This is a genomic window from Shewanella sp. BJSY2023SW005, from assembly GCF_047314585.1.
GTDB classification, from domain to species: Bacteria; Pseudomonadota; Gammaproteobacteria; order Enterobacterales; family Shewanellaceae; genus Shewanella; species Shewanella algae.
Genome location: NZ_JBKORJ010000047.1, coordinates 1 through 14,353, shown reverse-complemented (window position 1 = coordinate 14,353; position 14,353 = coordinate 1). Strand labels below are relative to the sequence as shown.

11 protein-coding genes and 2 tRNA genes are annotated in these 14,353 nt (G+C 44.2%); 4 read left to right on the top strand and 9 right to left on the bottom strand.

The window, feature by feature from the left end:
- Positions 1-163 precede the first annotated feature (163 nt).
- The 6 genes from ACMHXI_RS14035 to ACMHXI_RS14010 all read right to left on the bottom strand — a co-directional run bounded on the left by ACMHXI_RS14035 (position 164) and on the right by ACMHXI_RS14010 (position 4,337).
- Positions 164-376 carry a hypothetical protein gene (locus tag ACMHXI_RS14035; RefSeq protein WP_101059382.1) on the bottom strand — a complete coding sequence of 71 codons (213 nt, stop codon included), beginning with the start codon at positions 374-376 and terminating at the stop codon, positions 164-166.
- 54 nt (positions 377-430) lie between these two features.
- Positions 431-1,468, bottom strand: a complete 1,038-nt coding sequence (gene rtcA / locus ACMHXI_RS14030; protein ID WP_101059381.1) for an RNA 3'-terminal phosphate cyclase — start codon at positions 1,466-1,468, stop codon at positions 431-433.
- A gap of 3 nt (positions 1,469-1,471) precedes the next feature.
- On the bottom strand, positions 1,472-2,698 hold the full coding sequence (locus ACMHXI_RS14025) for an RtcB family protein (protein ID WP_096140935.1): 1,227 nt from the start codon (positions 2,696-2,698) through the stop codon (positions 1,472-1,474).
- A gap of 69 nt (positions 2,699-2,767) precedes the next feature.
- Positions 2,768-3,937, bottom strand: coding sequence for a slipin family protein (locus tag ACMHXI_RS14020; RefSeq protein ID WP_025009018.1), 1,170 nt, complete (start codon positions 3,935-3,937; stop codon positions 2,768-2,770).
- A 258-nt stretch (positions 3,938-4,195) separates the two neighbouring features.
- Positions 4,196-4,265 (bottom strand) — tRNA-Leu (locus ACMHXI_RS14015).
- Position 4,266: 1 nt separating this feature from the next.
- Positions 4,267-4,337: transfer RNA gene (locus tag ACMHXI_RS14010), tRNA-Pro, on the bottom strand.
- A gap of 260 nt (positions 4,338-4,597) precedes the next feature.
- On the opposite strand from ACMHXI_RS14010, the gene rtcR reads away from it, so the two are divergent.
- Entirely contained in the window at positions 4,598-6,211 is a 1,614-nt protein-coding gene (gene rtcR / locus ACMHXI_RS14005) for an RNA repair transcriptional activator RtcR (protein ID WP_208185029.1), read from the top strand.
- 472 nt (positions 6,212-6,683) lie between these two features.
- Here rtcR and ACMHXI_RS14000 read toward each other — a convergent pair whose 3' ends face one another.
- Positions 6,684-8,375, bottom strand: coding sequence for a hypothetical protein (locus tag ACMHXI_RS14000; RefSeq protein ID WP_208170030.1), 1,692 nt, complete (start codon positions 8,373-8,375; stop codon positions 6,684-6,686).
- Between the two features lie 755 nt (positions 8,376-9,130).
- On the opposite strand from ACMHXI_RS14000, the gene ACMHXI_RS13995 reads away from it, so the two are divergent.
- The gene (locus tag ACMHXI_RS13995; protein ID WP_071237632.1) at positions 9,131-9,736 is read left to right on the top strand and encodes an imm11 family protein; all 606 of its coding nucleotides are present in this window, start codon (positions 9,131-9,133) and stop codon (positions 9,734-9,736) included.
- Between the two features lie 75 nt (positions 9,737-9,811).
- Positions 9,812-10,420 carry an imm11 family protein gene (locus ACMHXI_RS13990; RefSeq protein WP_071237633.1) on the top strand — a complete coding sequence of 203 codons (609 nt, stop codon included), beginning with the start codon at positions 9,812-9,814 and terminating at the stop codon, positions 10,418-10,420.
- A 618-nt stretch (positions 10,421-11,038) separates the two neighbouring features.
- On the opposite strand, the gene ACMHXI_RS13985 is transcribed toward ACMHXI_RS13990, so the two are convergent.
- Both ACMHXI_RS13985 and ACMHXI_RS13980 read right to left on the bottom strand, forming a co-directional pair.
- Positions 11,039-11,689, bottom strand: coding sequence for a hypothetical protein (locus ACMHXI_RS13985; RefSeq protein WP_413735245.1), 651 nt, complete (start codon positions 11,687-11,689; stop codon positions 11,039-11,041).
- Positions 11,686-12,576 carry a DUF4365 domain-containing protein gene (locus tag ACMHXI_RS13980; RefSeq protein WP_413735243.1) on the bottom strand — a complete coding sequence of 297 codons (891 nt, stop codon included), beginning with the start codon at positions 12,574-12,576 and terminating at the stop codon, positions 11,686-11,688. The genes ACMHXI_RS13985 and ACMHXI_RS13980 overlap by 4 nt, the downstream gene beginning before the upstream one ends.
- A 654-nt stretch (positions 12,577-13,230) precedes the next feature.
- Between ACMHXI_RS13980 and ACMHXI_RS13975 the strand changes: the two genes are divergently transcribed.
- Entirely contained in the window at positions 13,231-14,325 is a 1,095-nt protein-coding gene (locus tag ACMHXI_RS13975; protein WP_109248997.1) for an ISAs1 family transposase, read from the top strand.
- The last annotated feature ends 28 nt before the right edge of the window (positions 14,326-14,353 follow it).

Below are 14,353 nucleotides of genomic sequence, written 5' to 3'. Positions count from 1 at the left end.
GTTATCGCATACCGGCGAGCTAGACTATCCCGCCTTCCATTGCACCACACTAACCTAATGGGCTTTGGCAGTGGGTTCAAGTTGTTGTGAGAGAAATATGGCGAGTATTGCCGGGAGCAAAAGGTCCCGCTGCCAGGCTGTTTAACAAACTCAGCTACAGCGACTAATCAACTTTGACGTAGAAGCAGTTGCATTTACAACTGAACAAGCCGATTTGCGGCTCCTTGGGCTTCTTGCCACTGCGCTTGGCCTGTGAATTGGCCACCTCGACAGCATGCTTGATCTCGCTGATTTCCTTGCGGGATAAGCGCCTGGTATGCCCATGTACTGGGCAACGCTCTCTTTCACCATCATGGGTGATACGTTCACCTGACATGCTCCATTCTCCTTTTTATTTTTCGCCCGCCTGGCTGCTAGCCTCCACGGTAGTTCAGCTGCTTATGCTAATTTGCCAACACAGCTCATTTTGCTGTTCAGCCCTAATATTGATATCCATAAACTGCTTGATGACCTCAATATTGGTGCTTGTGTGCAGGCTCGGTTTACTGGTCGTGTAACTGCCCTTTCCAGCCAAGGCCATGGGAATGAGTAACTGATCCGCCAGTTGCTCTTCCACTGCTGCTTCGGCGCTAACAAACTTATTTACCCGCCCCGCACATCGCTTGGCCACGCGCTCTGCCGAGAGGCCCTGCTCACCAACCACTTCAAACAGGTTGGTATGTGTCTTACCCTGGATTGTTAACTGAAAGCTATTACCTGGCCCTATGGAGTCCACATCCGTGATTATGCCTGACGATGCGCTCCACCCCAGAACCGTTTTTGCTGCAGCCACTTCTCTTTGCCCAATAGATACAGGTAACTGGCTGACAAGTGCATGAAGCCCGCAGTTTTCCGGTTTTTTTGCAGACTCACTTCCAGACTCCATGAGCCTAATTGGGCTCAAGACTTTTGCCGGCTTTATCTCTATCTGCCACTTGCCACCACCTACCGGATAAAACCCAAGCGAAGACTTCACAATTTGGCAGTCGATGCCCATCAGCTTTAACAGCGGCAAATAGGACTGCTCCAGAAAACACAGCGAGGGCGACATTCCATTGTGTGTGCCACCTTCAAACTCGACCATGGAGCCTGCCTTCGCCAGCGCTAAAACCGGCAAAATGGTTTGGCACACCAACACTGTGCTTCCTGCTGTGCCAATGGCGAAGCGATAATCGCCGGGCAAAACCTCACCGGGCGAAAACCGTATCCGGCTGGAGCCCAGTTCCACCCCTTCTGTGCTCGCCTCACATATCGCTTGTGCCGCCAATACCGAGGTCAGGTGTTGGCGCAGCAATCCGGGTTTCTTACGCTTGGCTCGAATATTGACTATTTCGATTGGCCGCTGAGTCAAAATAGACAGGGTCAATGCTGTCCTTAACACCTGACCACCGCCTTCTCCCTGCGCCCCATCTATCACTAAATACGGCATGATTTACCCCTTAACGCACACAACTTGCTTCAAGGTGTAAACCACTTCAACCAAATCTTTCTGCGCTTCCATGACCTTATCTATATCCTTGTAGGCATGAGGTATCTCATCAATGACTGCCGCATCTTTACGGCACTCCACCCCTTGAGTGGCTTCAATTTGATCTTTGACCTTATATACCTTTTTCGCCTGGGTTCTGGACATTACCCGCCCGGCACCGTGACTGCAGCTATTGAAACTTTCGGGGTTTCCCAAGCCCCTGACAATGAAGGAACGAGCCCCCATACTTCCTGGAATAATCCCCATTTCGCCCTTTTCAGCTCGAACGGCACCTTTACGGGTGACATAGCAGTCTTTACCGAAATGCCGCTCCCGGGAGATATAGTTGTGATGGCAATTCACCGCCAATTCCGCTGTCGAAAACCCTGTCGGGATCAGCTTTCTTAAGGCTGCAATCGCATTGAACATCATGATTTCACGGTTTTTCGCCGCATAATCCTGCGCCCACTCCACAGCCTCGACATAGTCATCAAAATACTCACTCCCCTCTTCCAGATAAGCCAAATCCATATCGGGCAGGTTAATCTGATGGCGCTGCATCTCTTTCCTGGCCAGTTCGATAAAATAGGTACCTATCCGGTTGCCCACACCGCGACTACCTGAATGCAACATAATCCACACGGCATTATTTTCGTCCAAACAGAGCTCAAGAAAGTGATTGCCTGTACCCATAGTGCCTAAGTGGTTCAGGTTATTACTCTTCTTTATTGCCGGGTGCTTTTCACAAATTCGCTCGAACCTGGTTGCCAGTTTTTTCCATTCCTCGGCCACCAGCTCAGGAACATTGTGCCAGGCACCTCTGTCCCTTGCCCCTCTGGCTCTTCCGGTTCGGCCATGGGGGATAGCGGCCTCAAAGGCACTTCTTATTCCAGCCAAATTATCCGGAAGCTGACTGGCGGATAAGGTCGTTTTGACGGCTACCATGCCGCAGCCAATATCGACACCAACGGCAGCGGGAATAACGGCATCCACCGATGGTATTACGCTGCCAATGGTTGCCCCCTTGCCCATATGGACATCCGGCATAACCGCTATGTGTGAATGTACCAAAGGCATAGCAGCAATGTTGTTCAACTGCTCCAGAGCCTTGTCTTCAAAAGGAACTCCCTTGGTCCACGCTTTAATCGTTGCCCGTCCCTTGCTTTCTATAACGTTGTAATTACTACACATTACTGATTCCTTTACTTCCAATCCATTTCTCAGCGGGCTACGGCATCCTCTTCGCCGCAGCCCTTCCCGTCAGGCAATTTTCACTATGCCATTCATAAGCCCTTCCAGGCCGCCGTAAACCGTCAGGTTGCCTATCTTGTCCGACACTTTCTCGAGTGCTTCAAGCTCCTTCAACCGCATCAAGGTAGGATTGTTTTCCATCACCTTGGCAGTGTTGTGCAAACTTCTGGTGGCCGATGTTTCTTCGCGGCGCTTGATCACATTGGCTTCCGCCGCTTTTTGTGCTTCCACCACCTGATTCAATATCGCCTTCATCTCTCCCGGCAGAATAATGTCCTTCACGCCCACATTGACCAGTGAGATACCTATCGCAGTAAGCTGATCTGAAACCAGTTCCTTAACTGTTTCATTGACATACAACTTATCCAACAGAATATCGTCCAGGGACTTAGTGCCAACCGCTTCCCGTAACGCCAGTTGCAATGTTTTGTAGACAAAGTCATCCACCTTATCCACGCTGCGGGCAGCAAGTTCGGCATCCTGCAATCTAATGCTCGCGCTAAGATTAATCCGCAGGCTCACCCTGTCTTTACTCAAGATTTCCTGGCCTGAAATCTCCAGCATCTGCGTCCGGCAATCAAAGGGCTTCACTTCAATCGTGTGATTGAACTGCCAAAATGCGTGCTGCCCCGGCTCTAACCTGCGTATGAATCGACCATTTACATACAACAAGCCGATATGGTCTTTGGCGACAGAGATATCCGCAATCGGCTTAATCGCCACTGTACGGTTGCTTCTGATCAATCTTGTAGCGGTATTGGCTCCCGCACGATTGATCAAGAAGAGCAGCTTTTCATCAACTTGCAGATTTTCCTCAATTGAGAGGGTATCCAACCTCAATTCCCCCGCGTCTTTCCACAGGTAAAGGTGCTCACCCGGTGCAACAATGCCTTGCAACAGATCGTCCACATAGAGCAATCCCACTTCATTGCTCGACAGTTTCCAATGCGAGATGTGTTTACGCAGAGCATCGCTGCTTCGGTAAAGTCTGTCGGCATTTTTTTCAGCAAAGTAGAGCGTATTGATATCAAAGGTAATGAATTCCAGATCATCTTTAATATCCCAAATTTTGTGCTTCCCGGGCATAAGTACATCCGCCAGCATTTGATTTTTAAACATCAATACCCTTTGATTTTCAGCGACTGTAACCGTTTTTCTTATTGAGAGTTTTTTAAACATAGTTAATTTCCTTTTATCCTTTCACTTACCCGGAAGTAAGTGGAGTTAGCAAGAGTTCATTGCTTAACTGAGAAAGGCACCTGATTTCTAAATGGCAGGGAGCATCCTGCTGGCTACCATTGGTCCATCTTTAGCGTTTATCAGTCATTGGCAAAAACGACTCGCTAACCTTGATTCTTGCAATTTGAATTTAGGGCGGGATTTGAACCCACAACAATCGAATTAACACTTCGATGCTCTACCAATTTGAGCTACCTGTATTTAAGGAAGGATTCGAACCTTCGACTGCGACATTACGCCGCTGCTCTATCCTCTGAGCTACTTAAATCCTATTAAGATGGGAATCGAACCCATGACCGACGAATCCACTTCGCTGCTCTTCCAACTGAGCTACTTAATAGTGCATTTGATTAGGCATACGCAGTCACAGTGTTCAGCGCACCGGTGTGACCTTTGAATCACAACCATTTAATCAGACAAGTTATCTATATCAATCAATGTGCCAACTTAGGCATCAACTAAAAATAAAACACATAACACCTTGATTGTTAAGCACAAATAATTCTTGCAACTCATAAACCCTGTTTTATTACCAGGTTGACCGCAAACAGAAAAAGTAATTAAATGGATACGAACATATCAATATGGATATCACAAACAATGAAACGCACTGTGGTCGTAAGTTTGGTTGGCACTCAATTGGATTACACAGGGAAAGGAAGTGATAGATGGGCCAAGTGGCGCCCCAATGTCAGCTTATGCAGCCAAGAAGATTTGATTGTCAGCCAACTGCACATGCTTCATGACAACCACAGTAAAAGGTTGGCCAGCAGTGTTGCGGCCGATATTGGCAGCATTTCACCGGAAACAGAAGTCGAATTACACAATGTGAACTTCAATGATCCCTGGGATTTTGAAGAGGCTTACTCAAAACTCTATGATTGGTGCCACCAACAGGTATTCGATACCGACCGGAACGACTATCTATTCCACATCACCACAGGTACCCATGTTCTGCAGATATGTATTTTCCTGCTGACAGAGAGCGGCCACTTTCCCGGCCGCTTGATACAAACCTCACCGGATAGAGGCAATAAAAATAAGGCTATAGGAAAAACCCAGATCATTGATTTGGACCTTTCCAAGTACGACCAACTGGCGACACGCTTCGACAAGGAACACCTCGAAGGAAAAGAGTTTCTTAAGAGTGGTATAGAGACGAAAAATGCGGCATTTAACCGACTGATTACGCAAATCGAAAAGGTCGCGATCCGCTCCAGCGATCCTATGTTGCTCACAGGCCCAACCGGTGCCGGCAAGAGTCAACTTGCTACCCGTATTTTTCAGCTGAAGAAAAAGCGCTCAATGTTGGAAGGAGAGCTGGTATCGGTAAACTGTGCAACGCTGAGAGGCGAAAATGCCATGGCGGCATTGTTTGGTCACACCAAAGGAGCCTTTACCGGGGCGCAAAAAGAACGCCGTGGATACCTTCTGACAGCAAATAAAGGCATGTTATTTCTAGATGAAATAGGTGAGCTCGGGCTGGAAGAACAAGCCATGCTGCTGCACGCAATTGAAAACAAGACTTTTCATCCTGTGGGCAGTGATCAACCGGTTTCCAGCGACTTTCAGTTGATAGCCGGAACAAATAGAAATCTGAAGTCACAAGTCCATCAGGGCCTTTTTCGGGAAGATCTGCTGGCCAGGATCAACTTGTGGACCTATGAACTCCCCGCATTAAAAGATCGCAGAGAAGACATTCCAGCCAATATTGACTACGAAGTCAGACTCTACGAACAAAAAACCGGACAGCGAATTCAATTCAATAAAGAGGCTAGGATTGCATTCGAAAACTTTGCCACTTCCAACAGGGCTATTTGGTCAGGTAATTTCCGCGATCTAAGTTCAGCCATCACAAGATTGTGTACATTGGCAGACTCATCAAGGATCTCTGTGGATGATGTGAAAGAAGAAATCGCGCGACTAGAGCAGTTCTGGCAATCTTCTCCACACGATACTCGGGTAGAAACGCTGAAGCAGTATCTTGCAGATGAAGAAATTGCCCAGTTGGACCAGTTTGATGCCAATCAGCTCAACTATGTTTTAAATATCTGCAAGCAACACGGCAGCATGGCATCGGCCGGCAGAGAGTTATTCGATGTCAGTAGAACCAAGAAAGCCCAAACCAACGATTCGACAAGATTGCAAAAGTATCTCCAAAAATTCGGCTTAACTTGGTCGAAGATACAATCCAAGGGGAAAGAATTAGCCTGATATCATAGGATGCAAGAGGTTTGAACAGACTCACCGACACGCCAATAGAATAAGTAGATAGATAAGCTGTACTAGCTCACCCACCTCCTAACCCTGGAACTCTGGGTCTGCCACACGAATCTGGCCCAGTTTCCGTTTTATCAGCGCCCTGACGCTATCATCTCCCAGCCCCTGATTATTGGCTATGCACCAACTGAGTATTCCTGTCTAACACATTTAACACGGCTTGACGGGCAAATTTTCTGATGGGCTACCACCTGGACTGATAAACAACATGCTCAGTTCCCAGCTCGATATGTTTATCCAAAGCATTAATGAGGTATGTTTAGTCTCGAACGACCTCCCATACCCCTTCTCTCCTGAAAAAGCATACAGCACTAAAAACCTAATGCTGTACGCCGATTTCAACAGCCCTGTCCGCTTCACATCCAGGCTTTAATCACACCTATTTATGATAGCTGGAGCCAAATAATCAAAGAGTATCGCAAAACATTTCCCTAACACCTTGACCACTCTTGAACGCACAATCAATGGCTAATTGTCTATCGGCACTGAGGTTACCCATCTCCTGGTCAATGAGTTCAGCCCCCTGTTCCAGGGTATTGGCTTCTATCACGGTTTGGAAAAGCTGCAAATACCAGTTTTGGTTCGGCCTTAACGCTACTCCTTGTCTTTCAAAGTACTGGCATGTTCGAATGATCACAGAGCATTGCATCATCACATAGGTGGACTTCGCTTCTGTATTGCTCCATAACTGTTCTATGCTCATTAACGCAAATAAGCCAGACAAAGTTTGAGCAAGCAAATATTGCCCCACCAATTCAGCTGTATCCTGATTTCGATATTTTAAGTGGGAGTCAACAATGAAAAAGATACTAAAACAACATTCCGCCATCGAAGTAACCAACTGCTTATTTTCAGGGTATCCCTTATCCCTCAAGCCGGAAACAACATCATCCAATACAACTTCGTATATGTTGGACAACAAAGTATCCAAAGCAGCAGGTAATTGAAGCTGCTCGTCAGCAGCTGATACAGAGTCGGACCTACGCAATGCGACCACTAGCTCTTCGAGCATATTCGTCAGTATCAAAACTTCATTTTCAGAGAACTGATCCAAGTACTGGAAGTCATAGTCATTAATAAAGAGAGTTTTTTTATCACAGCGAATACTACGAATTTCACTTAAGGAAAAACTCTCTACCTTTCTCAGCGTACCTTTAGCCCAAATAGCATGAGGAGTCACAACCAAAAAATCTTTGGTTGTTTGCATAAAGGTGTTATCCACAATCATCAGGATATCGTAAGGTTCGATTTTACCCTCTGATATTTCGATGACTTTTCTGACTTTGTGGACTTTGATAGCCGGCGCGATTTGGATTTGTTGAGATAGACGATGCCTCTTGGCCACGGCGTTAACTATATCCAAGTATTCCCGCTGATAGCTACCTTCAAAAGCGGGCTTGGGACTGGATTCCTGCTCCGGCTTTTCAGGCTTAAGGCTTTCGGGGGCAGCGCTTTCAGCTTTGTCGCTCGCCGGTGCTGTATTACTGGCCGGAGCTGTATTGGTGATAGATACGCCACCATTTGCATCTGCTGCCGGAATAACACTCTCGGTTGTAACGCCTTCAGGGGGAAGATTTTCAGCAGTAACGCTCGTCGAAGCAGTGTTGCCGACAGAAGCTTCATCATTTGCAACAGTTGCCGGAGTCACGCAGGCTTGTGCCACATTCGAAACTTCAGCAGTTTCTGTCGCCCCTGTATTGCCTTGTATCTTTTGGGCCAGTTTTTCCAATAGTTTCAATAAAACCGCGGGCTTCATACCGGAACCCGCCATACCAAAAGCACAGCCTTGCCCCAACAACAGATCTGAACCGTCAACAGCATGCTCTTGACTGGTGTTTATCAACTCTTCCCACGACATGTGGTTTTTTGCAGAAGTTGTTGTCCAGTCATTTTTCCAAAACAATCCTTCAGATGTAAATGCCAGACCATTTTTTGCAGAACCAAACACCGTAGAATCGACTATGGCATAAATATCGACCGATGATGACATGCCATAACATGCACTTGCATTTTTAGCTTTCTTGCTGGGTATGTTGGGCGCAACAAAAAGCCCATCAGAGTGGAAGTTCTGCAAAATCTCCAGCACATCTGTTTCCATTTATCCTGTTCCTTGTATAAAACCTTGCTCAATACATAGCTATGTAACGTATTGATATAATTTGAGTAAGAACAAGGATAAGTGCAGCAAGCAGCCCCCTGCAATGCTTTCTTAACAAAAGTATGAACTCAAACGACATCATCAATCCTGCCTCTGTGTCCTACAGGTTCTACCGGGTGTCTGCCATGACAACAGCAGCCATATTGAACTGCTTACCCATCGATAACAGGCTCAAGCTGACGACCGACTTTAGCCATGTATTCAAAGGGCCGGATGGTACGCTGGAGCCACTTACAGCGCTTTGTAAAGCCAGAGCTGTGGATCTGCAACGACAGAGAAGGCAAGGAGCAGCTAATTGCCGGAAGCTTTTTAGCTGAATCCCCGAGGCTCCCTGGTACTAATCTCGGGGAAAGGTCATCTCCAATCGAACTTTATTCAATTTCAATGATCTCTGAAATTCGAATTTTGCACTCACTTCAATAGTCGAACGACCACGGCGGCACTCGCCTTTATTTCTCGTTTTATGTATTCTTTTTGTATCCGGTGTCTCTCAGAGCAGGTTGGAAATGTTAGAATCACGGTCGCTGATCGGATTGTGAGACTAGGTTGGCTTGCCGATTGAGCAGAGCGCTCGAATCGAGCCGAGTTCCCTTTTATTTTCGAAACTCAGTGATCTACATTTAGGAACAGCTATATAGGCATGAATTAGATAGTGTTATCAAATTCCCATGCATATGGAAGCCTGAGAGAGGTATATGAGACAATACGAAGAACAGTATTACATATTAAAGCGTGTTGAGTTTCGGGAGATATTCTTATCTCTTAGAGCAACAGAGAACACTGGAGCCCGCAATCATACTTATGAAAAGCTTGATTATGGGGATGGACCAGTTTTATTTGAGAACGGCTATAAAGGTGAGATCCCTTTCCATCTTACTAATGCTCAGATGGATAGTATATACCCAGTAGTATCAGAGGATGTTGCATCGGCGGTAAAGGGCTACCCTACTGAAGGGTTTCAGCTATTCCCAGCTGTGATTATTGATGATGATGACCATTGGCATGAGGATTTTTATTTCTTCAACTTTTATCGAGATATAGATTGTGTTGATTTTCAAAAGAGTACCGTAAGGAACTACTCACCAACTAAAAAGAACAACACCGTTTTACAATACAAACTTGATGCAAGTGTGCTCGACGCGATCCCTGAAGAAAATAGGCTAATGATAAAGTTAGCTGGTGTTACAGGTGGGGCATTACTGTTCCATGAGAAGATTGTTAAAGCTCTAACCAAGTTCAATATTGAAGCTTTTCAGTTCTTTAAGCTAAGCGATTACCGTAAAGGGATGGAATTTGAATAGGTTGCACGTGTAACGGAGGGATGCCAAGATACCCTAGCATCTGTTGGAAAAATAGCGGCCCCAAAGTAGGTGTTTATGAATAATTACGAAGAACAATACTACAAAGTTTTTGAAGTACCATTTCGAGAAACTTACCTTCATTTGAAGGCATCACTGGATACTGGCCGCCGTCGCTACAGTTTCACTAAATTAGATGCTATTGATGGACCAATATTTTTTACGAATGCAGATAAAGGCGAAATGCCGTTCATAGTAAGTGATTTTTTACTCCATAGTTTTTTTCCTGTGGTTTCTAAGAAAATTGCCGACATGATCATGCCTTATAGCATTAATGGCTTTCAGTTGTTTCCTACTGTGTTAATTGATGACGATGAGAAGCAGCATGAAGATTTTTTCTTTTTTAATGCTTATGACAAACTCGACTGTATAGACTTTAACAGCAGTGACATACATGATTATTCATCAGAAGACAGTATACACGAAGTCATTCGGTATAAATTAAAAAACGAAGTGCTAGATACGATTCCATTAGAAAACCGTTTGATCATACGCCCGAGTAAAGTTGCTGGTGGCGGTTTATTCATTCATGAAACTCTTGTGACTCAACTTATTAAGTATGTCGACCCTAGTGCCTTTAAGTTCTTTAGATTGAGTGAATACACATTAGGGGATAAATATGTATAGCATTGTATTTTTTAAAGGTTGGTGACTGCTTTTTGAAACCATAGCTATACAGAAAAGCTTTTGAAGACACCTAAATAAGTGATCCTAATTGTGCTCCACCTTCATTAGACCATGCCCACCACCAGGGAATGGTGAAGCCTGGTCCATAAAGAACTTAACTCGCTCCATCTGCTTAATCATACCCATCGACAACTAGCTCAAGCTAACCAGGGACTTTAGCCGTTTATGCAAAGGGCAGAATGTTACACTTGAGGGGCTTACAGCGCTTTGTAAAATCAGAATTGTGACCATCTGCAACGACGGCGAAGGCAAGGAGCTGCTAATTGTCATAAGCTGCTTAGCTGAATCTCCGAGGCTCCCTAGTATTTCTCTCCATCGAACTTTGTTCGACTTCAATAATCTCTGAAATTCGACTTTTACACTCACTTCAATAGTCGAATGGCCCTAAAAGGGTTGAAGAATGATGTGCTCTCACTGGAAACACCATACTGTCACTCACATAAGCGACTAGAGCTTTCATTCAACTAATGCTAGGTGTCTCTATTGTCCCTCATTCAATCCTGAGCGTATTCGCTTCCTTTATTCTGAACATAACTATCCAAAATATATAGAAACTTTCTATTCAATTAGAATCATATTACTCAAATCAACAAACACTTCATTATCCATCCTTAATTCATAGTCATCTCTAACCTTAGAGATTTCTCTTGTTATTGTATCAGACAATCTTTCTTCTATACTAAAAAATAACACTTCCACTTTATCAGAGTTCACTTGGTAGCGCCCTTCTTTCAATTCTTTTGGGAGCCCACTGACAACCGCCATTGCAAAAATATAACCACTACCTAGTTTAGTTCTTGATGTTATAAGACAATGCCACTCTCTATCGATTAAACCATCCTCTATAGTTGAATCTAAATCGAAAGATACTCTCCAATAAGAATTAGTATTAAAAAGCATTGTTCTGTAATAATCACTTTTCTTTACAAAATCTTCTACATCGCATATTGAAAATTCAGGTTTATAATTACACTCAGCCACATCCAATATTTCTGAAATAATTTTCGCAGTGTCTCTGAGGATTGAAAGTGAAATACCACAAAAAAACTCAACCACCTCCCCACTCATAAATGTTTTACCATCATTTGTAACAACTGACAATTTAGCCTGCTCTGCCGCGAATCCATCAAGGAATCTCAGTACATTCTGAGTAATATTGATTGTTTTAAATCGTTTATTAAAATCAAACGATACATCAAAAATGTTCACTTTTTTTGATTTTTACTCACAGTAAACTCAAAAAATCCTGCATCAATACGATAATAACTCTCCTCCTTATCAAGAAGTGGAGATACATATATATCCGCCGGCACAACAATTCTAGAAAATGCCCCTTTACATTTTAACTTTAGATTTCCACTTACAGTTGGTTTCAAATTTGGCATAGATATAAAACACTCGCCCATATCTCTTGTATTTGACTTAACACCAAATCTTAGCGAAGACAATGTACTATCAATAGCTTTAAATAATTCACGCTTACCGATAGATACGTCGATCAAGTCTAAAATGGCTTGTTTGCCAGAAAGCTTAACAGACAGGTGATTTCTTCCACCTTCAAAGCCAACTGACTTACAATAGTCCTGCTTTTTCTTGACATACTCTCTAAAGTCACTACCAATATATTCTTCAATGACTTCCTTTAGAGTATTGGCACTACGAATATCAAACTCATTATCTTTTGAGAACCTTACGTTCATACTTTGGAGGTTGAGTGAGTTTCCATCACTTTTATGTACTTTCTCTAAAATACTTTTCATCAACTCCTTACCGACGTGAACAATATAACCTTGGATAACATCCCCTAGTTCATTAAGCCGGATAAAAATAAAAAACGCTGGTAAATGATCTGTAGCTAAACGTTGAAGGTTACTAAGTGTTACTTGAACATAATCTTTATCCGTTGATGTGGTTTTAACCTGCACTTTACATTGAGGTGCTTGATCGTGAGCTTCAACAAGTTTTGTGTTTTGGAATTCCACATAAAAATCCCAGCCTGTCTGGTCATCCAACGATTGGTTAGATATCAAGCCAGCTTGAGCACACCAAGTTTCAAACGTTTTCTCACCAATTTTACCAATCTGATTAGGAGTCATTTTAATATTTCGTTATGCAATCATTCAGGTCATGTATAATTGTTACGAACTTCTTTATTATTTGTCTAGAAAAAAAGCATTAAAACCATCAAAAAACCGAGACACCCATAATTCTTGGCAGATTATTGACTCCTTATCTAGACTTGGATGGAGACTCTGAAAATGAAAGGATACCATGCGGAGGCCAAGATATGATCAAGTAAGCCTTGATCCCTTATCGACAACTGGCTCAAGCTGACGACCGACTTTAGCCGTTTGTTCAAAGGGCTGGATGTTACACTTGAGGCACTTACAGCGCTTTGTAAAACCAGAGTTATGACCATCTACAACGACAACGAAAGCAAAGGTTGCTAATTGCCAGCAGTTGTTTAGCTGAATCCCCGAAGTTCTCTGATACTAATATCGGGGAAAAGGTCATAGATACTAGAGTTGAATCGCATTACCAACTTAAAATGGAGTAAATCCAAGTAGTAAATAATTCACCTTCTGAAGAAGGTGGTTTAGGACTGAAAATAGAAAAGTGAACCCTGAGATTCGCTTATTATCGATTATCTCAGCCTCAAGTAGTAACCATCAGGGCGGGATCCCACTTTAAATTGAACTTTTACGGTTGGTCATGATCTGATCTGCCTTGCCCTTAATCCACAGATGACCATGACCCTTTTGAAACAACTAGAACAGATTACCGATCCCCGTAAGGACATCAATCTAAAGCATAATTTAGTGGATGTGGTGTTCCTGACACTCAGTGCTATCCTCAGCGGTGCGACTGGGTGGAAGTCCATTCAGGAATTCGGAGAAGAACAGCTAGATTGGCTCCGTCTGTACCGAAAATTTGAAAATGGCATCCCTAAAAGGCATTGTATCAGTAATATAATCAAAGCATTGGACAGCGAACTGCTCCTTCAAGCCATATTTGGCTGGATCAATGAGCAACGGCAAACGGAAGGGAAAACCGTTATCGCGCTGGATGGAAAAACCCTGCGCGGGGCGTGGAGTGAGGATGCTAAGAATGCACTCCATGTTGTCAGCGCATTTGATGTCGGCAACGGCATTACACTTTACCAAGACAGTTCACATTCTAAAGGGAAAGAAGCTGAAGTCGCCCGCAACATGATTGATGCTATGGCACTGGATAATGCCGTTCTGACGCTGGATGCACTGCATTGTCAGGTGTCTACCATGAACAAAATTAAACAGGGGAACGGTGATTTCATTATTCAGCTCAAGTCGAACCAGCCGGGATTATTTGAAGCAGTCAAAACCAGCTTCAGTAAAGCGTATGAGCAGCCAGAACTGGCTATATTTGAGCAGTTCAACATGGGTCATGGCCGCAGGGAGCGCCGAACAGTCATGCAGATAGAAGCAGAATTATCAGCGGAACTTAAGAAAAAGTGGCCGCACATCACCTCATTTATCGAAGTTGCCAGTGAACGGACAGTCGATGGAATAACATCATGTTCTTCACGCTGGTATGTCAGTTCCTTACCGCTCAATGCCGAAGAGGCCGCGAGGACTATTCGAGAGCATTGGGGGGTAGAAAATCAGCTCCATTGGGTGCTGGATGTGGTCTTCCGCGAAGATGCGCTGAAGGTAACGGATCCTGATGGCGCAAAGCATCTCGCCCTATTTAACCGAGCGGCTCTGAGTGCGATAAGGCAGCACCAAGGCAAAAAAGACAGTCTGGCAGGTAAGCGCCGCCGTGCTGGTTGGAGTCCTACATTTCGCTCAGAGTTGTTATTTGGTTAAGATATAAGCAAAGTGGAATCCCGCCCTG

What these genes read in the sequence shown, in the direction of transcription:
- ACMHXI_RS14035 (WP_101059382.1), bottom strand. Translation starts at nt 376, where the DNA reads ATGTCAGGTGAACGTATCACCCATGATGGTGAAAGAGAGCGTTGCCCA.
- rtcA (WP_101059381.1), bottom strand. Translation starts at nt 1,468, where the DNA reads ATGCCGTATTTAGTGATAGATGGGGCGCAGGGAGAAGGCGGTGGTCAG.
- ACMHXI_RS14025 (WP_096140935.1), bottom strand. Translation starts at nt 2,698, where the DNA reads ATGTGTAGTAATTACAACGTTATAGAAAGCAAGGGACGGGCAACGATT.
- ACMHXI_RS14020 (WP_025009018.1), bottom strand. Translation starts at nt 3,937, where the DNA reads ATGTTTAAAAAACTCTCAATAAGAAAAACGGTTACAGTCGCTGAAAAT.
- rtcR (WP_208185029.1), top strand. Translation starts at nt 4,598, where the DNA reads ATGAAACGCACTGTGGTCGTAAGTTTGGTTGGCACTCAATTGGATTAC.
- ACMHXI_RS14000 (WP_208170030.1), bottom strand. Translation starts at nt 8,375, where the DNA reads ATGGAAACAGATGTGCTGGAGATTTTGCAGAACTTCCACTCTGATGGG.
- ACMHXI_RS13995 (WP_071237632.1), top strand. Translation starts at nt 9,131, where the DNA reads ATGAGACAATACGAAGAACAGTATTACATATTAAAGCGTGTTGAGTTT.
- ACMHXI_RS13990 (WP_071237633.1), top strand. Translation starts at nt 9,812, where the DNA reads ATGAATAATTACGAAGAACAATACTACAAAGTTTTTGAAGTACCATTT.
- ACMHXI_RS13980 (WP_413735243.1), bottom strand. Translation starts at nt 12,576, where the DNA reads ATGACTCCTAATCAGATTGGTAAAATTGGTGAGAAAACGTTTGAAACT.
- ACMHXI_RS13975 (WP_109248997.1), top strand. Translation starts at nt 13,231, where the DNA reads ATGACCCTTTTGAAACAACTAGAACAGATTACCGATCCCCGTAAGGAC.